This window comes from Escherichia sp. MOD1-EC6098, assembly GCF_002965865.1.
GTDB lineage: Bacteria > Pseudomonadota > Gammaproteobacteria > Enterobacterales > Enterobacteriaceae > Escherichia > Escherichia marmotae.
Window position 1 is genome coordinate 12916 of the sequence record NZ_PTSN01000032.1, and the last position, 18567, is coordinate 31482.

The following is an 18567-nucleotide window of genomic DNA, read 5'->3' on the forward strand; positions in this document are numbered from 1 at the left end:
GAGGGAATGCTTTTGGCCGGGAGTAGTTTATTGACGTTGCTCGATGATATCGCCACTTTGCTGGACGATATCTCCGTGATGGGCAAGCTGGCGGCGAAGAAAACCGCTGGTGTATTAGGGGATGACTTGTCGCTCAATGCGCAACAAGTTTCAGGTGTGCGTGCCAACCGGGAATTACCCGTGGTCTGGGGCGTGGCGAAGGGATCGCTCATCAACAAAGTGATTCTGGTGCCGTTGGCGCTGATCATCAGTGCGTTTATCCCGTGGGCGATTACACCGCTGTTGATGATTGGCGGTGCATTTCTCTGCTTTGAAGGGGTAGAGAAGGTGCTGCATATGCTGGAGGCGCGTAAGCATAAAGAGGATCCGGCGCAGAGTCAGCAGCGCCTGGAAAAACTGGCAGCGCAGGATCCGCTGAAGTTCGAAAAGGACAAAATAAAAGGGGCGATTCGTACCGATTTTATTTTGTCTGCGGAAATTGTCGCTATCACGCTGGGGATTGTGGCGGAAGCGCCGTTGCTTAATCAGGTGCTGGTGCTTTCAGGGATCGCACTGGTGGTTACCGTGGGCGTCTACGGTCTGGTGGGGATCATCGTTAAGATTGATGATCTGGGTTACTGGCTGGCGGAAAAATCCAGTACGGTTATACAGGCGCTGGGCAAGGGGTTATTGATTATCGCGCCCTGGCTGATGAAAGCGTTATCGATTGTCGGCACGCTGGCGATGTTTCTCGTCGGTGGTGGCATTGTGGTACATGGTATTGCGCCGCTGCATCATGCTATTGAACATTTCTCCGGGCAGCAGAGTGCGCTGGTGGCGATGATATTACCGACTGTTTTAAATCTGATTCTTGGTTTTATCATCGGTAGCATCGTCGTATTGGCAGTGAAAGCAGTAGCGAAAATGCGCGGTCAGGTACATTAATATTCTCACTGGCTGGTATGCAAAATTCGCCATTCTCGACTAAGGTGAACAAGTTTCACTCGAAAAAAGGAGGCGAGTATGAGCTTTGTGGTGAGTGAGGAAGTAACGGTTAAAGAGGGCGGCCCGCGGATGATTGTTACCGGGTATTCCAGCGGCATGGTTGAGTGTCGCTGGTATGACGGTTACGGCGTCAAACGGGAAGCCTTTCATGAAACTGAGCTTGTTCCGGGGGAGAAGAGTCGTTCATCGGAAGAAGTTTAAAAGCGTATAATTAACACCAGGGCAGATAAGGCGTTCACGCCGTATCCGGCGATTGTGCCAGCGTTGGCATTGAAAGCCTGATGCGACGCTGGCGCGTCTTATCATGCCTCGTTATAAAAATATTGTTGTTTGGCGGTACGCTATTGCCAGGTTATGCCAGAATCATAAGAAAGCAGGTTGGGAGTTGTCAGGGTGCTGCACGAGACAGAAATGGAAAACCAGAGCTGGCTGAAAAAACTCGCGCGCCGCCTGGGGCCTGGTCATGTCGTTAATCTCTGCTTTATTGTGGTGTTGATCTTCTCAACTTTACTCACATGGCGTGAAGTCGTCGTACTGGAAGATGCCTATATTTCAAGTCAGCGTAACCATCTGGAAAATGTTGCCAACGCGCTTGATAAACAACTGCAATATAACGTTGATAAGTTATTATTTTTGCGTAACGGGATGCGCGAAGCCCTCGTTGCGCCGCTCGATTTCACCTCTCTGCGCAATGCCGTTACCGAGTTTGAACAACGTCGCGATGAATATGCCTGGCAGATAGAACTCAACAGACGACGTACCCTGCCGGTAAATGGCGTCTCTGATGCGTTAGTCAGCGAGGGGGATCTGCTTTCTCGCGAAAATGAATCCCTGGACAACGAAATTACCGCCGCGCTGGAAGTCGGTTACTTGCTGCGACTGGCGCACAACTCCTCGTCGATGGTTGAACAGGCGATGTATGTCTCGCGCGCCGGATTTTACGTTTCTACGCAGCCGACGCTGTTTATGCGAAGTGTGCCCGGGCGTTACTACGAATTTGTCACCCAACCCTGGTTTATCGGTCATTCACAACGAGAAAACCGCCAACGAGCGGTGCGTTGGTTTACCTCTCAGCATGACCATAACAATGTTACTGAACCACAAGTCACTGTAAGCGTGCCGGTTGACAGCAATAATTACTGGTATGGCGTGCTGGGAATGAGTATTCCCGTGCGTTCAATGCAGCAATTTTTACAAAATGCTATCGATAAAAATCTCGACGGTGAATATCAACTCTACGACAGTAAACTGAAATTATTGACCTCTTCCAACCCGGAGAATCCTACCGAAGATCTCTTTGATCCTCGCGAACTGGCATCACTTGCGCAGGCCATTGAACACGATACGCGCGGTGGAATCCGGATGAACAGTCGCTATGTTAGCTGGGAACGGCTGGATCATTTTGACGGGGTATTAGTGCGAATCCATACGCTTAGCGAAGGTGTGCGTGGTGATTTCGGCAGTATCAGCATTGCATTAACCCTGTTGTGGGCGCTCTTCACAACCATGTTACTTATTTCCTGGTATGTGATTCGCCAGATGGTCAGCAATATGTTTGTCCTGCAAAGCTCGTTGCAATGGCAGGCGTGGCACGACACTTTAACCCGCCTGTATAACCGTGGCGCACTGTTCGAAAAAGCGCGTCCGCTGGCCAAAATGTGCCAGACACACAAACATCCTTTTTCTGTCATTCAGGTCGACCTTGACCATTTTAAAGCGATTAATGACCGCTTTGGTCACCAGGCGGGCGACCGTGTGTTGTCACATGCTGCCGGATTAATTAGTCGTTCATTACGACCCCAGTATGTTGCCGGACGGGTTGGTGGTGAGGAGTTTTGTGTGATTCTGCCTGGCGCCAGCCTGGAGCAGGCAAAAGAAGTTGCCGAACATATTCGTCTGAAGCTGAATGAAAAAGAGATGTTGATTGCCAAGAGCAAGACTATCCGCATCAGTGCTTCATTGGGGGTGAGCAGCAGTGAAGAAACCGGTGATTATGATTTTGAACAATTGCAATCGCTGGCCGATCGTCGGCTGTATCTCGCTAAACAAGCAGGACGTAATCGGGTCTGCGCCAGTGATACCCCTTAACGGACGGTAAAAAAGTGATCCAACCCCTCGCGCCAGCCATCAGGACCTTCTCGCTGCGTTCGCCAGACACGAGGCGGATCCTCATTTTGCAGATGAATGCCTTCCCGGTTTAGCCCTTTCACAATGACCGCGTAATCCATCACTTCCAGTAATGGCGCGTCATTTGGACCATCGCCTAAGCCAAGCGTCGTCGGACGTTCTCCGCCTGATTGTTGATATGCCGCGATGATCCAGTTGGCGGCCTGATCTTTTCCGGCAGAGGCGTCCAACACATGCCAGAAGCGAGCGCCCTGGACAAACTGCAACCCTAACTCGTTCAGGCGAGCGGTAAATTGCGTCATTTGCTCGTTACTGTCGCGCCAGATGAGCGTGACCGAGGCTTCATGCAATTGCGTCAGCGCCGCCTGGCTACGGCTTAATCCAGTCCATTCAGCAATGGTTGTCTCATCGACATCATCAAAAGTGGTGAATTTGAAATGTTCTTTCTCGCGTAACGTATTCAACACCAGACTGATTTCACTATGGGCAATACCCGAGATGATACGGGGGAAACCATCTATATCTTGCCATTGATGATCCAGTTGGATCACCGCTCCGTTTTCGGCAATCAGCGGCAACCCTTGCAGACCCAGGATTTTTTGCAAGTACAGCATTTCCGCCGACGTTTTACTGCTGCAGAGAATCACTGGAACGTCTGCTTCTCGTAAACGGTTTAGCCAGGGAGCGGCAGGCTGCCAGTCATAGCTATGACTGTCCAACAGGGTGCCATCGAGATCGGTGAAAATCAGCAGTGGTTGTTGAATTGAAAGCATGGTAGCGCATACTCCCTTTACCAGGATGTTTCTCAAAATAGCACGATTTGTATTTGATCATTTTTTGGGAGCGATCCCGCCCGTAGCAGAGGCCATAAGGGGTGACGAAAGTCACAATTTCATTCATTAGTGATATTAATCATTCATGCAAAGAATATTTCCTTGTCAGCGAAAAAAATTGCAGATAAGGTGATGAACACATCAGATTTCCTGGTGTAACGAATTTTTTAAGTGCTTCTTGCTTAAGCAAGTTTGATCCCGACCCCCACAAGGGCCGGGATTTTTTTATGTCGCATTTAGCGGTTTACTTCCGAGACGCTAAAGTCATGAATATCCAGTTCAAAGGCATCCGCTAATTCACGCCATGTATGGTATTCACGACCATCGATACTGACGTGTTCTGAATCACTCTGGCTGCGATGAACTTCGCTTTCGCTAATTTCATTGATCGCCGCCAGCAGGGCATCGACATCGACGCTGACCTCACGTTTTGCGGTATCGCTGTACTCTTTTGCGGTTTTCATCATCTTTCCTCGCAACCGTTACTCATTTGATGCTGCTGACCGTGATGCACGCCTGGCATCTTTTAAGTATAGACCGTCGAGAAAATCAGCACTCGCGCTCATCCGGCGCTGCCAGCAAAAAGAAATTGTTCTACACTGGCACAAAGCCACAGGAGGAAAATGATGAAGGTGAATGATCGGGTAACAGTCAAAACGGATGGCGGTCCGCGTCGTCCTGGCGTGGTACTGGCAGTTGAGGAGTTTAGTGAAGGCACAATGTACCTGGTTTCGCTGGAAGACTACCCGCTCGGCATCTGGTTCTTTAATGAGGCAGGGCATCAGGACGGTATCTTTGTGGAGAAAGCAGAGTAATTTCATTCAGCCTGACTGGTGGGAAACCACCAGTCAGAATGTGTTAGCGCATGTTGACAAAAATACCATTAGTCACATTATCCGTCAGTCGGACGACATGATAGATAACCTGTTTATTATGCGTTTTGATCTTACGTTTAATATTGCCTTTATGCGATGAAACGGTCTTGGCTTTGATATTCATTTGGTCGGAGATCTGAATGGTTCCCTGACCAGCCATCCACATTCGCAACATACTCGATTCGGTTCGACTCAATGATAACGTCGGCATATTTAAAACAGTGGCCATTGTTGTCTCTTTTTTCAGAATATCGCCAAGGATATCATCGAGAGATTCCGGTTTAATTGATTTAGAACTAATCAATAAATTTTTTCTGACCAACAGATATTCATCAAAATGAACATTGGCAATTGCCATAAAAACGATAAATAACGTATTGGGATGTTGATTAATGATGTGCTTGATACGCTGACTGTTAGAAGCATCGTGGATAAAACAGTCCTCATTAATAAACACCACTGAAGGGCGCTGTGAATCACAAGCGATGGCAAGGTCATCAACGGTTTCGATGTCGTTGATTTCTCTTTTTTTAACCCCTCTACTCAACAGATACCCAGTCAAACCTAGCCGGGTGTAACTACATAAATCCATAATAATCGTTGACATGGCATACCCTCACTCAATGCGTAACGATAATTCCCCTTACCTGAATATTTCATCATGACTAAACGGAACAACAAGCATCACCTAATGCGGCACTCTCGCGATTTTTCAGGCGGACTTACTATCCCGTAAAGTTCTTTATAATTTGCCTGGAATTGTCTTAAAGTAAAGTAAATGTTGTGATATGTGAGTGAGACTAAAATAAATATTGCGCCAGCGGAGTATCCTGGAAGATGTAGCCTGATTTTATTTTTCGGATAATCCTTAGGATAACACGATAAACATTACGGAATCATATTGCTGGAAATTCGCTAATAATATCGGCAAGCAAATTAAAAATTTCACTGAATAAATGTTCGCAAAACGGAGCAATTAACGGCATTAATGCTGCCATTAATGAAATACCGACCGTCAGAGTTAATGGAAAACCGATAACGAAAATTGATAATTGCGGAGCCATACGATTAAGTAATCCCAGCGCCAGATTCAGTGTCAGCAGCAGGGTAATAATCGGTAATGCCAGCATCAATCCGTTGAGAAAAATTAAACTTCCTGCTTTGGTGAGCGCCAGAAACGCATTGTTGTTAAGCGGCTCGCCCCCAATAGGCAGAGTGTGAAACGTATCGACCAGCAGCGAAATCAACCATAAATGGCCGTTAAATGTCAGGAACAACAGCAGAGCCAGCATATCCATAATACGCGCCAGAACGGGCATATTAAGATGGCTGCCTGGATCGACGAATGTCGCAAATGAAAGCCCCATTTGCAGACCGATAATTTCTCCAGCAGTTCGCACAGCGGCAAAGGCAAATTGCATGGTAAACCCAAGGGCAATGCCAATCAGGATTTGCTGCACCGCCAGCCACAGGGCATGGAACGAAAAAACGGGAACATCGTTGGCTGGTAATGCCGGGGCAATAGCGAAAGTGATCATCATCGCGAGTCCCAGTTTCACCCGTTTCGGTATACTACGTTCGCTTAAAATGGGCGCGGTGGAGATCAGCGCCAGCACGCGCAGCAATGGCCAGAAATACAGACTTAACCAGGAAAGCCATTGTTCGCTTGTTACCTGCAACATAGCACGCGCTACCCGATGATATACGGCAGGTTAGTGAACAAGGTGCGGACGTAATCCAGCAACAGGTTGAGCATCCACGGCCCGGCAATAATAATGGCGATAAATACGGCGATGATTTTCGGAATAAACGATAGCGTCATTTCGTTAATCTGCGTGGCAGCCTGCAAAATGCTGATAATAAGGCCAGTCACCAGCGCCACCAGTAGCAGCGGGGCGGCCAGCGCCAGAGCGACTTTCATCGCTTCCGTCCCCATCATCATGACCGATTCAGGTGTCATTTTGCCCTCTCTAACTATAAAAGCTCTGCGCCAGCGAACCGACCAGCAATTGCCAGCCATCCACCAGCACAAACAGCATCAGTTTAAATGGTAGAGCAATGGTCGCGGGGGGCACCATCATCATCCCCAACGCCATCAACACGCTGGCGATCACCAGGTCGATAATCAGGAAAGGAATGAAAATCGTGAAGCCTATCTGGAATGCGGTTTTCAGCTCGCTGGTCACATAGGCCGGTAGCAAAATGCGCATCGGCACGGCTTCCGGTCCCGGCAAGGGGCTGGTATTTGCCAGTCTGGCAAACAACCCTAAATCTGCCTCGCGGGTCTGACGCAGCATAAACTCACGCAGCGGTTGCGCTCCTTTTTCCAGCGCCTCCTGCATTGAGATTTTCTCTTCGCTGAATGGCTGGTACGCATCGACATAAATTTTGTCGATAACCGGTGACATAATAAAAAAGGTCAAAAACAGCGCCAGTCCCAGCAATACCTGGTTGGGCGGGGCGGAGGGGGTTCCCAGCGCGTTACGCAGTAAACCAAAAACGATGATGATGCGAGTGAAACTGGTCATCATCAGTAAAATCGCCGGAATAAACGTCAGCGAGGTGATGAACACCAGCGTCTGCACCGGAAGCGACCAGCTTTGTCCTCCGCCAGGCAGCGGTTGGCTGGTGATGCCAGGCAGTTGCGCAAAGGCGAGGGGGCTGACCAGCCAGAGAAGAGCTGGAGCGACAGATAACAGACGACGCATCAGGATCTCCCGTTACGCTTGAGCAAATTTTTCATTAGCGACTGGAAATCGGCCTGTGGCATCTCTTCCGTTGGCGCAGAAGGGGGAAGTTTATGCAACAGATTGATTTGCCCTGCGGTGACGCCGAGTACCAGTCGTGCATCTTCCACATCGATCACCACTACCCGCTCGCGCGCGCCAAGTGAAGCGCTGGCGCTGACTCTTAACCCGCGGGCGTCGCTGCGTTTGGCGGCAAATCCCAGCCGTTTCACCAGCCACGCTGCAGCGAGAATCAGGACAATAATGGCAATTAATGCGCCACTCACCTGCAGGAGCGGCGCGGTGGAAACCGGCGTGGTTGGTTGCACGGTGGCGTGGTTATTCATCACTAACGGCTCAGGCGGCGCATCCGCTCAGACGGGGTAATGATATCGGTGATCCGCACGCCATATTTATCGGCAACGACCACAACTTCGCCCTGGGCGATTAAATAGCCATTGATCAGAATATCCAGCGGTTCGCCAGCCAGACCGTCCAGCGCCACCACTGATCCTTGCGTCAGGCGCAACAGCTCTTTGATAGTCATTCGTGTGCGACCCAGTTCGACGGTCAGTTTGACCGGAATATCCATAATCAGGTCGATATCCTGCAATGTTCCACTGACGTCGCCGCCACCAAGCTGTTGGAACACCGCCTCAGTGGCGCTTTTGCCGCTGGTTGATTTTTGTTCGCTCAACGCTTCAGCCCACAGATCGTCCATTGCGCCGTTGTTGTCATCGGCCGGATTATTCAAGTCACTCATTTGGGCTGTTCCTCGTTCAGAGAATTCAAAATCGGGTTAATCAAATGTTCTATCCGTAACGCATACTGGCCATTGATGGTGCCGTACTGGCTGGTCAGCACCGGAACGCCGTCAACGTGCGCGATGATACGATCGGGTTTTTCTATCGGCAGGACATCGCCGGGTTTCAGTTTCAAAATCTGCGACAGGCGCAGCGAAATATCGGCAAAGTTGGCGATCAACTCCAGTTGTGAATGCTGTACCTGACGCACCAGATTATCGCGCCAGTTCTGATCTTCATTACGCGAGTTTTCCAGTGGCGGGTTAACCAACAATTCCCGCAGCGGCTCGATCATGCTGAATGGCAGGCAGATATTAAATTCACCGGTCAGGTTGCCAATTTCGACATGAAAAGGCGTATTAACCACAATGTCGTTTGGTGAGGTGGTGATATTGGTAAATTTCACCTGCATTTCCGAACGTACATACTCGACTTCCAGCGGATTAATCGCCTTCCAGGCGTCGCTATAGCCTTCAAGCGCCAGCTTTAACATGCGGTTGATGACGCGCTGTTCGGTATGGGTAAACTCGCGACCTTCCACTTTGGTAGGGAACCGACCATCGCCGCCAAACAGGTTATCCACGGCAATAAACACCAGGCTTGGCGAGAACACCACCAGTCCTGTGCCGCGCAGCGGTTTCAGGTGGATAAGGTTAAGGTTGGTCGGCACCGGCAGGTTGCGGGCAAATTCATGATATGGCTGGATACGGATCGCCCCGACGGTGATGTCCGGGCTACGACGCAGCAGGTTAAACAGCCCCATGCGGAAATGTCGGGCAAAACGTTCATTAATGATTTCCAGCGCCTGCAAACGTTCGCGCACAACCCGTCGTTGCGTATTGGGATCGTAAGGCCGAATGTCATTGTCGCTGGTCACGCCGGAAGTCGGTTCGTCTTTGACCTCGCTGTCGCCATTCAACAGTGCATCAATTTCAGCTTGAGAAAGAATACTATCGCCCATGTCGTTATCGCAGAATAAAAGCGGTATACAGCACGTCGGTGACATCCTGTTTCGGTTGCCCGGCAACAAGCGGGGTGGAGAGTATGGCTTTAATCGCGGCAATTAGCTTTTGCTTGCCTTCTTCGGTTGCCAGCACGGCGGCATCCTGACGCGAAAACAGTAACAGCAAGCGACTACGAACTTCCGGCAAATACTCGCTCAGGCGCGAACGGGTGGTTTCATCTTTTAGTCGCAGAGTAATACCGATATAAAGCACACGATCCGCATCGCCCAGGTTGACCGTAAAAGTGTCCAGTGCGTAGAAGACCGGTGAGGGCATGACATGTTGCTGCGCATTGTCGTCAGTCGCCGCCTGATGCGAGTGCCAGTAGCTGTACCCCGCGCTGGCGCAGGCCGCGAGAGTAATGAATACCAGAATCGGGAACCAAAGCGATCGCTTGCTTTTCTTGCTTATCGCGTAATCAGTCATGTGTTGCGGTCTTCCTGTGTCGCTACTGCTTATCGGTTAATTATCCTGTGTCTTGATCGCGACAAAGCGGGGAAAAGACGCAGATTAAGGGGGTACCTCTGACGTTAGGCGAAAATATCAACGCCACTGTTGCCTGCTACACGCCCTCGTAAAGAGGCAGAAATTGGCAGTGCATCGTCATCTTCGCCAGCCTGGCGTTCATGGTTTATTGTGCGCTGGCCTTGCTGTTGCTGAGACGCTGTCTGTTGCTGACCGCTAGAACTTTCGCCGCTGATATTGCTCTGCCCCAACTGAATACCGCTTTCTGCCAGTTGTGTACGCAGTACCGGAAGAGCCGCTTCCAGGGCGGCGCGCACGTGCTGATGCGGCGAAACCATCTGGATTTGCGCCTGGTTGTCATCCACTTTGAGGGAGATGTGCACTTCACCTAAATCCTGCGGGTGCAAACGCAATTCAGCGCTTTGTTGCCCCTGACGGGTAAACAGTGAAATATGTTGGCTTAAGGATTGTTGCCATTCATGGGAACCCAGCGGGGCACTCAAAACAGGCGCTGCGACGGTGGGCAGAGGCTGCGTCTGGTGTGGAGTGATTAGCGGGCTGGCAGCAGCAGTCACTGGCGAAGGTGTGCTGATGACTTCCGCTTTGCTCTGGGCTTCAGCTACCAGCGGTGTTAATGGCTGGACTGACGCTTCAGCGGTGTCGCCAGGCTGTGCTGTTGTGCGTTGCGCAGAAGTCAGTTTTGTGGGGTGTGCTGGCTTTTCTGTCGGTAACACGGTTGATGGTGTGTCAGTTACTTTGGGCGTATTGTCAAAACCCGGCAACATTGCGAAAAGGGCGCTCAGGCTGGCCGCGGCGTCTTCATTAAGATCATCCGCTTTTTCGTCTTTTGCCGTGTCTTTGTCTGGCACCGCAGCCAGCGTAATCGCCTGAGCGGTGATTAATGGTGTTGATGTGGATTGTTCGTCGTTGATGACGGGCGGTGTTCCATCCACAGAGATCCGTAAATCTGGTTGTTGCGCGTCGTTCTGAATATCGCTGACCAGCGGCTCGACTTTGATGACAAGTTTATCTGTCGCCACCAACAATGGGGGCGTAGATTTGTTGTTTGTTGTCTCGCCTGCTAATGCTCCGCTCAACAAAACGAGAAAATCTTGTGCGCTATCGGTGGCTTCACCGCCGGACAGCGTGGTGGTGTCAACGTCAGCGGTAATCAAGGGCGCTAAGCGAATCATTCTGGTTTCCTCATGGCGGCGCGCTGGGCAAACTCATCCATCTTTTTCTGGTCGAGGCGGTTTTCTGCTAACAGTGCCGCCGTGGATTGCCGTTCCTGCAGTGTCTGCCAGGCCTGCAAACGTTGTTTCTTTTCCCGCCAGTTATTCAGGGCAACATCAACTTTCTGTGTCCACTGTGTAAGTTGCTGGTGGTGCTGAGTAATGGCTTTTTCCAGCGTCTGGATAAATTGCTGATAATTAATCCAGCGATTGCTGGTCATTCCTGCACTCATATCGCTATTCAGGTTGTTACGATATTCATTCTGATAATCGATCAGCATTTTGAGTTGCTCTTCTGCCTGCTGGCATCCGCGACGCATTTCACCCAACAGTCGTGCGGCGTTATCCACCTCTTTTTCTGCCAGATCTTTCAGGGTCGCCAGTGCGCCATGTTCTGCCATCTGCTGTTATCTCCTGAGTTATGACACCGTTGGGAAAATGTGCTCCAGCCCCTGGAGAGAGTCTTCCCAGTCCGCGCGTTCAAAAATGCCTTGTTGCAAATAGCCCTCAAGCTGCGGCCATAAGGCGATGGCTTTATCGAGCATGGGATCGCTGCCTTTGGCATAAGCACCAACGCTGACCAGGTCGCGGTTGCGCTGAAAACTCGACAACAACTGTTTGAATGTGCGCACCCGCGCGTAATGTTGCTCGCTGATCAGTGCTGTCATTGCACGGCTGATTGACGCTTCAATATCAATTGCCGGATAGTGTCCGGCTTCCGCCAGACGACGAGACAGTACGATGTGCCCGTCGAGGATCGCCCGCGCGGAGTCGGCAATCGGATCTTGCTGATCATCACCTTCGGTGAGCACGGTATAAAAAGCGGTAATCGAGCCGCCGCCGCTGATGCCGTTTCCGGCACGCTCGACCAACGCCGGTAGTTTGGCGAATACCGATGGAGGATAGCCTTTGGTGGCAGGCGGTTCGCCAATCGCCAGCGCAATTTCACGCTGAGCCATCGCGTAGCGGGTGAGGGAATCCATAATTAGCAACACATGCTGACCCCGATCGCGAAAATCTTCGGCAATGCGCGTGGCATAGGCGGCACCTTGCATTCGCAGGAGCGGAGAAACATCGGCTGGTGCGGCAATCACCACCGAGCGCGCACGCCCTTCAGCACCGAGGATATTCTCAATAAAATCTTTTACTTCGCGTCCACGTTCACCAATTAAACCAACGACAATCACATCTGCACGGGTGTAACGCGCCATCATCCCCAGCAACACACTTTTGCCGACGCCGGAACCGGCAAACAGCCCCATACGCTGCCCGCGTCCGACGGTAAGCAGGGCATTGATTGGACGCACGCCCGTATCCAGCACGTGCTCAATCGGCGTACGTTGCAATGGGTTAAACGGCGGGGTAATTAATGCACCGGTTTCAGTCGTATCGGGAGAGGGCTGGCCGTCGAGTGGTTTACCGCTACCGTCCAGAACGCGACCTAACAACGCCGGACCGAGCGGTAATTGCTTGCCGCTTTGCAACCCTTGTGGGGAGATGTTTTTGGCATAAACGCGTGCGCCAGGCAGTACACCTTCCACTTCCTCCAGCGGCATTAAAAACAGCCGTTGACCGTTAAAGCCAACCACTTCGCTTTCCACTTCGTGAGTTTCAGCGCCGTTCTGGCGTTCAATCACACAGGTTGCGCCGAGCGGTAGTTGTAATCCGGTGGCTTCCAGCACCAGCCCGGTGGCGCGGGTTAATCGCCCGTAGCGGCGTACTGCAGGAAGTTGCGCAATTTTGGCTTCAAAGCTATCCAGCGAGGTTAACCAGCGTGTCAGGCGAGTGGTCATCACACCACTCCAGGTGCTGCCAGACGGCAGAGTTCTTGCCAACGGGTGGCGACACTGGCATCGAGATCGCCTTCATCGGCAGAGACTTTACAGCCGCCGGGATGCAGAGTTGGATCGCCGCGCAACCGCCAGCCGTGCAGGCTTAACGTTGCGCCAAGCATCTCATCGACGCGTTGCAGGTCATCCGGATGCACGCGTAACTGTGGTTTGCCGCTGAATAACGGTTCCTGCTGTAGCAACTGCTGGATCTGTTTGATTAGTGCCTGGCTGTCCACCGTGGGCGTCTGACCGATCACCTGACGCGCCGCCTCCAGAGCCATTTGCATCAGCCGCGAAGCTATCACGCTATCCAGCGCGTCAAGGGTGGTCTGGAATTCGCTGACCAGTTGCTGCATCCGCGCATGAATCGGTGCTTGCTGAGATTTCGCCTGCACCAGTCCTTGTTCCAGCCCCTGTGCCAGACCCTCCTGATAGCCTTGTTCATGGCCTGTCTGGCGACCTTCGGCAATCCCCGCCTGATAACCTTGCTCGTGAGCCTGCATTTGCAGTTGTGCCAGTTGTTGTTCAAGGCTGGGTTCGATCTCTTCAGTGACGGTTTCTTCCGGCTCCATCAGCGGCACAAACTCTGCCTGTGGCGGCGCAAGATCGTCAGGCGTCCAGGTTTTCCACGGCAGGTTATCAGACATAGGTGTCCTCGCCGCTGCCAATCACCATTTCGCCAGTTTCGGCAAGACGGCGCACAATCAGCAGAATCGCTTTCTGCTCGTTCTCCACCTGCGACAAACGTACCGGACCACGGTTGGCGAGGTCGTCGCGCAGGATATCGGCGGCGCGTTGCGACATATTGCGCAGGAACTTCTCGCGCAGTGGCTGTTCGGCACCTTTCAGGGCGATCAGCAGCGATTCGGAATCCACTTCCTGCAACAGACGCTGGATACTGCGATCGTCGACATCCACCAGATTTTCGAACAGGAACATTTCGTCGATGATTTTCTGCGCCAGCTCACCGTCAAATTCACGCACGGCGGTAATAACCGCCTCTTCCTGCTGGGTTTTCATCAGGTTGATAATTTCGGCTGCTGTTCTCACGCCGCCCATTTTGCTGCGTTTGAGATTCTGACCGTCTAGCAGACCATTCAGCACTTCGGTCAGTTCCGCCAGCGCGGCAGGCTGTACACCGCCAAAGGTGGCGATACGCAGCATCACGTCGTGACGCAGACGTTCATCGAACAACGCCAGAATATCGGCGGCCTGGGCGCGCTTCAGATGTACCAGAATGGTGGCGATAATCTGTGGATGTTCATCGCGAATAAGATCGGCGGCACTCTGCGGCTCCATGAAGTTGAGCGTTTCTATGCCGCTGGCGGTGTCGCGGGTTTCGAGAATATCTTCCAGCAGGCTGGCGGCACGCTCTTCGCCCAGCGCTTTCACCAGCACCGAACGCAGATAATCGTTGGCGTTAATATTCAGGGCGGCGAACTGTTCAGCTTCTTGTTCAAACTCCGCCAGCACTTCAGTTAACTGTTTATTGGAGATCTGCGTGACATTTGCCATCGCTGCGCTCAGGGTTTGCACTTCGCGCTGGGAGAGGTGCTTGAACACTTCAGCCGCCCGATCTTCGCCAATGGTCATTAGCAAGATGACGCTTTTATCGGTGCCTGTCAGGTTACTCATGATCGTTATTTATCCACTGGCGAATGACCAGCGCTACTACGCGCGGATCGTTATCAGACATGTCACGGATACGCTGGCTCATTACTTCCGCTCCCAGACGTTGGTTAGCACGGCGTTGCTGCAATTGTTCGTCTTTGCTGAGGCGTACTTCCACCGCATCTTCCACTTCCTGGCGAGCCTGTGGCTGCTGTTGTACGGCGCTCGCCGCCTCGGTGCGGCGTGTTAACTGCGGGCGTACCGCTTTACGCCACAGCAGCCACGCCACCAGTAGCACCAGCAACCAGCGACCGGCAGCCAGCAGTTGATCGATAAACACTTGTTGTTGCCAGAACGGCAGTTCTCCACCGCTTTCGTCACCGCTGTTGAAGGGGGAGTTGACGACATTGAGTGAATCTCCGCGCTTTTCAGAAAAGCCCATCGCCTCGCGGGTCAGATCTTTAATCTGCTTCATCTGTTCGGCGCTCAGTGGCAGCGGTTTACCATCCGGCAGCGTTTTGTAATTCACCACGACGGCGACCGACAAACGTTGCACGTCGCCTACGTTCATTTTGGTATGACGAATAGTGCGATCGACTTCGTAGTTGCTGGTTTCATTACGCTGGGTGCTGCGCGGGCCGCTATTACTGGTGGTGCTTGTTTGTTGCTGACGGTTGTTTTGATTTGCCGGAGGCGTACTGATTGGCGCGTTATTGGCAGGCGCGGGCTGATTCGATAATGCGCCAGGCACGCCGCCAGGGTAACCGGAACCGCTTTGTTCGCTCTCATTCAGTTGACGGGAACGGAGCGCCGCCTGTGACGCATTGCCATTAGGGCGATACTGTTCTTCGGTTTGCTCTTTACTGGCGAAATCCAGTTGTGCCGTCACCTGAGCGTGAATATTGCCGTTGCCGACAACTGGTGACAGGATCGCTTCAATACGCCGCTGAATGCGACCTTCGACATCACTGGCATATTTTAACTGGACGTCATTAAGATCGCGCCCGCTGGTGCTGGACTGGGTTAACAGATGCCCACCCTGATCTACCAGCGTGACGTTACCCGGTGGCAATCCGGCTACCGCACTGGAAACCAGATGCACAATGGCACTGATTTGCCCTTCATCCAGCGCGCGACCAGGTAAAAGATTTACCGTCACTGATGCCGAAGGGGATTTTTGTTCACGGACAAATAAAGACGGTTTCGGCATCGCCAGATGCACGCGCGCTCCTTTTACCGGGCCGATAGTTTCGATGGTACGGGAAAGTTCACCTTCCAGCGCTCGCTGATAATTCACCTGTTCGCTGAACTGGCTGATACCAAACTTTTCCTGATCGAGCAGTTCAAAACCGACCGCGCCGCCTTTAGGCAAGCCTTGCTGTGCCAGACGCAGACGTAGCTCGTGAACTTTATCTGCCGGAACTTCAATCGCGCCGCTGGCTTCGCTGAAGCGGTAAGGAATATTCATTTGTGTCAGTTGGCTGACGATCGCACCGCCATCCTGATCGGAAAGATTGCTGAATAACGTGCGGTAATCAGGGGCTTTTGCCCACAGAATTAACGCGACCATCACTGCAACCGCCGCGGAAGCAGCAACAACCAAAGGTATTTTCGGATTTGCGCGCAGGCGATTAAGCCACTCAAGAGATTTTGTCTGGGCTGCAGTCGCATTCATCGCGCACCTCGTGGCAGATGATAGACAGCGGTATTGGCAAAGTGGAACAAGACGCACTCCCGGGTCAGCAAACTCGAAAAATTAACGGCCTCATTATTTGTGGTTTTATTTTTTTCTATGCGCCAATTAACCCATTTTTTTGTCTCTATTTAGCGCCTTTATCTTATTGACTTACTGGTAGGCTCTGCTACCAAGAATTGTCCGGGAGATGAATATGTCAGCGATACAGGGGATTGAAGGGGTTATCAGCCAGTTACAGGCCACGGCGATGAGTGCGCGTGCGCAGGGGACTCTGCCGCAACCGACCATCAGTTTTGCCGGACAGCTTCATGCTGCGCTCGATCGCATTAGCGATACGCAAACCACCGCCCGCACACAGGCAGAAAAATTTACCCTCGGTGAACCCGGCGTAGCGCTAAACGATGTGATGACCGAGATGCAAAAAGCGTCGGTTTCGATGCAAATGGGGATTCAGGTGCGTAATAAGCTGGTGGCGGCGTATCAGGAAGTGATGTCCATGCAGGTGTAGGTTTTGTAACCTGTTGACTATGCTTGTTTAATTACATCCGATCCCACAGCGTGGGGCATGGATGGGGCAAACTCACTCAATTTCTGGTTTAAAATGGATACCTGATCCTGATTGTTTTCTGCCATCCACGACCCGTAAACGCGATAAACCATCTGAGCATCAGAGTGTCCCATTTGCTTCGCGATGAAGTTAGGGTTAGCTCCAGCGGTCAAAGACCAACATGCATAAGTGTGCCTGGACTGATATGCTTTGCGGTAGCGAATCCCCGCACGTCGCATTGCAGTTTCCCATGACTGATTAATCGACCCAACTGCATAATGGTACCCGGCAAGGCCATTACGCGTAACGATTTGCGGATTGAAGACAAAAGTGCACGGATGCATTTCAGTTCGACCATATTCACGAAGTTTCACTTCAACCTGATATTGCTTACCAAGCCGAGTCATTTCAGCCTGATTCTTAAGCACGTCTATTGCTGGTTGAATAAGGTTGATAACACGGTTTGTTCCTGCTTCGGTTTTAGGAAGAGTGAACTCTTTCGTTAATGTGTGGTTTCTTCTGATCGTCATTGTCCCTGCCTTCAGGTCTATATCTTCCCATGCCAGAGAAACCAACTCCCCGTGGCGAACTCCCGTATAAACAGCCAGTGACCACATATTTTTTAATTGCTGATGCTTAAATGCGTTAATCAACCTGACAAACTCATCACGGGTTAACGGATCAGGTTCCGTTCGTGATCTCTTCAGTTGCGAAATGGCTGCAAACGGATTTTCTTTGATGTATCCGCTGTCGGCTGCGAACTGAAACATCCCCGCCATGGTGTTCATGTAGTTATTAACTGTTGGCACGGAGCGTCCCTTAATGGGTGTTTTTTGCCCTCGTTTCAGAACATGATATCCGGTCAGCAAATCCTTTCGTATGAACAGTAGCTCTTCCTGAGTCACAGCAGATGCAAGTCTGTTGCCTCCGATTCGGGGAACCATATTTCTTACAATGGAGTTGTAACGCCCCATCGCATTGGTACTGATTTCCAGCTTTTTCAGATCCAGCCATTTCTCAGCCAGGTCTGCGACGGTAATTTCCTTACTTTCCGCACCAAACTTTCTCAGGTTGGGAGAGTCTGGAAACTGAGCGGCATAGTCGAAATTACCAGTCTTAATGGAAAAACAAACAGACGCTCGTAGCTCGCCAGCTATTTTCCTGTTTTTTGGTGTATCCGGCACACCGAGACTTTCCCGTACTCGTGTGCCTTTATACATGAACCATATGCGGAGTGATCCGCCATGGTTCTCAACGCCTGTTGGGTATGCTGTCTTAGCCATTGTTCCCTCCTGACGCCCAAGAGCGCATTAAGCATAAACGGTTCTTCATCGACGCGCACCAGGCTGTTTTTTTGACATACTTTCAACCCATTGGTCGATAGCCTTGCGGTTATACATGCATTCGCTGTTTTCTTTTGGAATACCGTCAGGTGCAACATGGAGATATTCACGACCGACAAGCCAGGATTGTTTACGTGCTCTCTCAATGGTTCCTGGGCGTAAACCTGTAATTTCGATCAGTTTTTGCTCTGTCACCCAGTCATTGGGCACAATTAAGTTAACTTCGCTCATTGTTTTCTCCGGTGCTGGAATGAAAGGGGGTGGGGGTTAACATGCCTCATTGGGTTTGAGGCTGTGTGATTCCATTGCTACTTCTGCTTTTTGAGCGCATGGAACGTAACTTCTTAATGTGTTCTGCTGTTTCGATCTCTTCGGCTATCCGCTCTGATTCCACTTTACTCACAGGTTCAAAGTCATGATTAAAGCGGAACATGCTGGCGATACATGTTCTGCCTTTTCGGATGTAGTGAACTTTGTTGTGGGTAGAAC

General features: G+C 51.3%; 24 protein-coding genes. 5 read left to right on the plus strand and 19 right to left on the minus strand.

The window, feature by feature from the left end; genetic code table 11:
* Nucleotides 1–6: 6 nt before the first annotated feature.
* The 3 genes from C0K55_RS23265 (at nt 7) to dgcQ (ending at nt 3072) form a co-directional block, all read left to right on the plus strand.
* On the plus strand, nt 7–924 hold the full coding sequence (locus C0K55_RS23265) for a DUF808 domain-containing protein (protein ID WP_000922674.1): 918 nt from the start codon (nt 7–9) through the stop codon (nt 922–924).
* 78 nt (nt 925–1002) lie between these two features.
* The gene (locus tag C0K55_RS23270; RefSeq protein ID WP_000011632.1) at nt 1003–1185 is read left to right on the plus strand and encodes a YodC family protein; all 183 of its coding nucleotides are present in this window, start codon (nt 1003–1005) and stop codon (nt 1183–1185) included.
* Between the two features lie 192 nt (nt 1186–1377).
* Nucleotides 1378–3072 (plus strand): cellulose biosynthesis regulator diguanylate cyclase DgcQ, encoded by a 1695-nt coding sequence (gene dgcQ, locus C0K55_RS23280; protein WP_105266824.1) that lies wholly within the window; start codon nt 1378–1380, stop codon nt 3070–3072.
* Here dgcQ and C0K55_RS23285 read toward each other — a convergent pair.
* Entirely contained in the window at nt 3069–3884 is an 816-nt protein-coding gene (locus C0K55_RS23285; protein WP_001516579.1) for a mannosyl-3-phosphoglycerate phosphatase-related protein, read from the minus strand. The genes dgcQ and C0K55_RS23285 overlap by 4 nt on opposite strands.
* A 296-nt stretch (nt 3885–4180) precedes the next feature.
* Nucleotides 4181–4408, minus strand: a complete 228-nt coding sequence (gene yodD, locus C0K55_RS23290; RefSeq protein WP_001516578.1) for a peroxide/acid resistance protein YodD — start codon at nt 4406–4408, stop codon at nt 4181–4183.
* Between the two features lie 162 nt (nt 4409–4570).
* Between yodD and dsrB the strand changes: the two genes are divergently transcribed.
* A complete protein-coding gene (gene dsrB / locus C0K55_RS23300) occupies nt 4571–4759 on the plus strand; it encodes a protein DsrB (RefSeq protein WP_000867217.1) in 189 nt (62 codons plus the stop codon).
* Between the two features lie 43 nt (nt 4760–4802).
* Here dsrB and rcsA read toward each other — a convergent pair whose 3' ends face one another.
* The 14 genes from rcsA to fliF all read right to left on the minus strand — a co-directional run bounded on the left by rcsA (nt 4803) and on the right by fliF (nt 16167).
* Nucleotides 4803–5426: a transcriptional regulator RcsA gene (gene rcsA, locus C0K55_RS23305; RefSeq protein WP_000103995.1), complete on the minus strand. Its 624-nt coding sequence runs from the start codon at nt 5424–5426 to the stop codon at nt 4803–4805.
* A 289-nt stretch (nt 5427–5715) separates the two neighbouring features.
* Nucleotides 5716–6501: a flagellar biosynthetic protein FliR gene (gene fliR, locus C0K55_RS23310; RefSeq protein WP_001516577.1), complete on the minus strand. Its 786-nt coding sequence runs from the start codon at nt 6499–6501 to the stop codon at nt 5716–5718.
* 8 nt (nt 6502–6509) lie between these two features.
* Nucleotides 6510–6779 carry a flagellar biosynthesis protein FliQ gene (gene fliQ, locus C0K55_RS23315; RefSeq protein WP_000187358.1) on the minus strand — a complete coding sequence of 90 codons (270 nt, stop codon included), beginning with the start codon at nt 6777–6779 and terminating at the stop codon, nt 6510–6512.
* 10 nt (nt 6780–6789) lie between these two features.
* Nucleotides 6790–7527 (minus strand): flagellar type III secretion system pore protein FliP, encoded by a 738-nt coding sequence (gene fliP, locus C0K55_RS23320; RefSeq protein ID WP_001253435.1) that lies wholly within the window; start codon nt 7525–7527, stop codon nt 6790–6792.
* Nucleotides 7527–7892 carry a flagellar biosynthetic protein FliO gene (gene fliO / locus C0K55_RS23325; protein WP_001059112.1) on the minus strand — a complete coding sequence of 122 codons (366 nt, stop codon included), beginning with the start codon at nt 7890–7892 and terminating at the stop codon, nt 7527–7529. Before fliO ends, fliP begins: the two co-directional genes overlap by 1 nt.
* Nucleotides 7893–7894: 2 nt before the next feature.
* On the minus strand, nt 7895–8308 hold the full coding sequence (gene fliN, locus C0K55_RS23330; protein ID WP_001281690.1) for a flagellar motor switch protein FliN: 414 nt from the start codon (nt 8306–8308) through the stop codon (nt 7895–7897).
* Nucleotides 8305–9309, minus strand: coding sequence for a flagellar motor switch protein FliM (gene fliM, locus C0K55_RS23335; RefSeq protein WP_001516574.1), 1005 nt, complete (start codon nt 9307–9309; stop codon nt 8305–8307). The genes fliN and fliM overlap by 4 nt, the downstream gene beginning before the upstream one ends.
* 4 nt (nt 9310–9313) lie before the next feature.
* Complete coding sequence (gene fliL / locus C0K55_RS23340; protein ID WP_000133098.1) at nt 9314–9778, minus strand: flagellar basal body-associated protein FliL; 465 nt, start codon at nt 9776–9778, stop codon at nt 9314–9316.
* Nucleotides 9779–9882: 104 nt separating this feature from the next.
* Nucleotides 9883–11010: a flagellar hook-length control protein FliK gene (locus C0K55_RS23345; protein ID WP_105266823.1), complete on the minus strand. Its 1128-nt coding sequence runs from the start codon at nt 11008–11010 to the stop codon at nt 9883–9885.
* The gene (gene fliJ, locus C0K55_RS23350; protein ID WP_000807573.1) at nt 11007–11450 is read right to left on the minus strand and encodes a flagellar export protein FliJ; all 444 of its coding nucleotides are present in this window, start codon (nt 11448–11450) and stop codon (nt 11007–11009) included. The genes C0K55_RS23345 and fliJ overlap by 4 nt, the downstream gene beginning before the upstream one ends.
* 18 nt (nt 11451–11468) lie before the next feature.
* Entirely contained in the window at nt 11469–12842 is a 1374-nt protein-coding gene (gene fliI / locus C0K55_RS23355) for a flagellar protein export ATPase FliI (protein ID WP_000213265.1), read from the minus strand.
* Complete coding sequence (gene fliH / locus C0K55_RS23360) at nt 12842–13528, minus strand: flagellar assembly protein FliH (protein WP_001282686.1); 687 nt, start codon at nt 13526–13528, stop codon at nt 12842–12844. The genes fliI and fliH overlap by 1 nt, the downstream gene beginning before the upstream one ends.
* Complete coding sequence (fliG, locus tag C0K55_RS23365) at nt 13521–14516, minus strand: flagellar motor switch protein FliG (RefSeq protein WP_000067961.1); 996 nt, start codon at nt 14514–14516, stop codon at nt 13521–13523. Before fliG ends, fliH begins: the two co-directional genes overlap by 8 nt.
* On the minus strand, nt 14509–16167 hold the full coding sequence (fliF, locus tag C0K55_RS23370) for a flagellar basal-body MS-ring/collar protein FliF (protein WP_105266822.1): 1659 nt from the start codon (nt 16165–16167) through the stop codon (nt 14509–14511). Before fliF ends, fliG begins: the two co-directional genes overlap by 8 nt.
* Before the next feature lie 214 nt (nt 16168–16381).
* On the opposite strand from fliF, the gene fliE reads away from it, so the two are divergent.
* Nucleotides 16382–16696, plus strand: coding sequence for a flagellar hook-basal body complex protein FliE (fliE, locus tag C0K55_RS23375; protein WP_001274304.1), 315 nt, complete (start codon nt 16382–16384; stop codon nt 16694–16696).
* A 17-nt stretch (nt 16697–16713) separates the two neighbouring features.
* Here fliE and C0K55_RS23380 read toward each other — a convergent pair whose 3' ends face one another.
* The 3 genes from C0K55_RS23380 to C0K55_RS23390 form a co-directional block, all read right to left on the minus strand.
* Nucleotides 16714–18018, minus strand: coding sequence for a tyrosine-type recombinase/integrase (locus C0K55_RS23380; protein ID WP_105266821.1), 1305 nt, complete (start codon nt 18016–18018; stop codon nt 16714–16716).
* A 45-nt stretch (nt 18019–18063) separates the two neighbouring features.
* Nucleotides 18064–18309, minus strand: coding sequence for an excisionase family protein (locus tag C0K55_RS23385; RefSeq protein WP_000005726.1), 246 nt, complete (start codon nt 18307–18309; stop codon nt 18064–18066).
* 46 nt (nt 18310–18355) lie between these two features.
* Nucleotides 18356–18567 (minus strand): DUF4222 domain-containing protein (locus C0K55_RS23390; protein ID WP_201798113.1); only part of this gene is annotated, 212 nt, incomplete at its 5' end.

Excerpts from the sequence above, each read along its gene's own strand:
- fliQ (WP_000187358.1), bottom strand. The coding sequence starts at position 6,779 with ATGACACCTGAATCGGTCATGATGATGGGGACGGAAGCGATGAAAGTC.
- dsrB (WP_000867217.1), top strand. The coding sequence starts at position 4,571 with ATGAAGGTGAATGATCGGGTAACAGTCAAAACGGATGGCGGTCCGCGT.
- fliE (WP_001274304.1), top strand. The coding sequence starts at position 16,382 with ATGTCAGCGATACAGGGGATTGAAGGGGTTATCAGCCAGTTACAGGCC.
- fliL (WP_000133098.1), bottom strand. The coding sequence starts at position 9,778 with ATGACTGATTACGCGATAAGCAAGAAAAGCAAGCGATCGCTTTGGTTC.
- fliJ (WP_000807573.1), bottom strand. The coding sequence starts at position 11,450 with ATGGCAGAACATGGCGCACTGGCGACCCTGAAAGATCTGGCAGAAAAA.
- C0K55_RS23270 (WP_000011632.1), top strand. The coding sequence starts at position 1,003 with ATGAGCTTTGTGGTGAGTGAGGAAGTAACGGTTAAAGAGGGCGGCCCG.
- fliO (WP_001059112.1), bottom strand. The coding sequence starts at position 7,892 with ATGAATAACCACGCCACCGTGCAACCAACCACGCCGGTTTCCACCGCG.
- yodD (WP_001516578.1), bottom strand. The coding sequence starts at position 4,408 with ATGAAAACCGCAAAAGAGTACAGCGATACCGCAAAACGTGAGGTCAGC.
- fliM (WP_001516574.1), bottom strand. The coding sequence starts at position 9,309 with ATGGGCGATAGTATTCTTTCTCAAGCTGAAATTGATGCACTGTTGAAT.
- C0K55_RS23285 (WP_001516579.1), bottom strand. The coding sequence starts at position 3,884 with ATGCTTTCAATTCAACAACCACTGCTGATTTTCACCGATCTCGATGGC.
- fliI (WP_000213265.1), bottom strand. The coding sequence starts at position 12,842 with ATGACCACTCGCCTGACACGCTGGTTAACCTCGCTGGATAGCTTTGAA.
- C0K55_RS23380 (WP_105266821.1), bottom strand. The coding sequence starts at position 18,018 with ATGGCTAAGACAGCATACCCAACAGGCGTTGAGAACCATGGCGGATCA.
- fliG (WP_000067961.1), bottom strand. The coding sequence starts at position 14,516 with ATGAGTAACCTGACAGGCACCGATAAAAGCGTCATCTTGCTAATGACC.
- fliH (WP_001282686.1), bottom strand. The coding sequence starts at position 13,528 with ATGTCTGATAACCTGCCGTGGAAAACCTGGACGCCTGACGATCTTGCG.
- fliN (WP_001281690.1), bottom strand. The coding sequence starts at position 8,308 with ATGAGTGACTTGAATAATCCGGCCGATGACAACAACGGCGCAATGGAC.
- fliP (WP_001253435.1), bottom strand. The coding sequence starts at position 7,527 with ATGCGTCGTCTGTTATCTGTCGCTCCAGCTCTTCTCTGGCTGGTCAGC.
- fliR (WP_001516577.1), bottom strand. The coding sequence starts at position 6,501 with ATGTTGCAGGTAACAAGCGAACAATGGCTTTCCTGGTTAAGTCTGTAT.
- C0K55_RS23385 (WP_000005726.1), bottom strand. The coding sequence starts at position 18,309 with ATGAGCGAAGTTAACTTAATTGTGCCCAATGACTGGGTGACAGAGCAA.
- C0K55_RS23265 (WP_000922674.1), top strand. The coding sequence starts at position 7 with ATGCTTTTGGCCGGGAGTAGTTTATTGACGTTGCTCGATGATATCGCC.
- fliF (WP_105266822.1), bottom strand. The coding sequence starts at position 16,167 with ATGAATGCGACTGCAGCCCAGACAAAATCTCTTGAGTGGCTTAATCGC.
- rcsA (WP_000103995.1), bottom strand. The coding sequence starts at position 5,426 with ATGTCAACGATTATTATGGATTTATGTAGTTACACCCGGCTAGGTTTG.
- C0K55_RS23345 (WP_105266823.1), bottom strand. The coding sequence starts at position 11,010 with ATGATTCGCTTAGCGCCCTTGATTACCGCTGACGTTGACACCACCACG.